The sequence below is a fragment of the Intrasporangium chromatireducens Q5-1 genome (assembly GCF_000576575.1).
GTDB classification, from domain to species: domain Bacteria; phylum Actinomycetota; class Actinomycetes; order Actinomycetales; family Dermatophilaceae; genus Intrasporangium_A; species Intrasporangium_A chromatireducens.
On sequence record NZ_AWQS01000592.1, the window covers coordinates 1 to 477 of the forward strand.

General features: G+C 76.1%; 1 pseudogene. It reads left to right on the forward strand.

Annotated features, from left to right (window positions below):
* Positions 1-351 (forward strand): annotated as a pseudogene (locus N864_RS25375) (glycosyltransferase family 2 protein); the annotation flags it as partial.
* Positions 352-477: the final 126 nt, after the last annotated feature.

Below are 477 nucleotides of genomic sequence, written 5' to 3' on the forward strand. Positions count from 1 at the left end.
CGGGCCCGGCTCGTCGACGCCTCCGGGCGGCTCCTGGCCGCCGTCCCCACGGTCGGCCCGCACGCAGCGGTCGACCGGACGCTGCCGCCAGCCACCGCCGAGCGCCGTCTCGTCCTGGCCGAGCCCCCGGAGTGGGCCGACCACGTCACGGTGAGCCTCGACGGCTCCAGGCTCTCTCCGGTCGACGGCGCCGGGCAGCCCACCTACCTCGTCCCGGCGTCCGGGGGCCACCTCGTCATCGACCTGGCGGCCGCCCAGCCGTGGTGGCGCCTCGCCCAAGCGGTCCTGCTCGCCTTCGTATGCTTCATGGCCCTGCCCCTCGGCAACCGGCGTTCGAGGAGGCGCGCGTGACCCCCATCGGCAGCATCCTGCGGGCGACCGTCGTCACCGTCTGTGCGGGTGCCCTCATCGGCATCGCCACCACGACGACCGGCTCGCTCGAGCTCGACGGCGCTCGCACCCGTGCCGGCCTGCCCG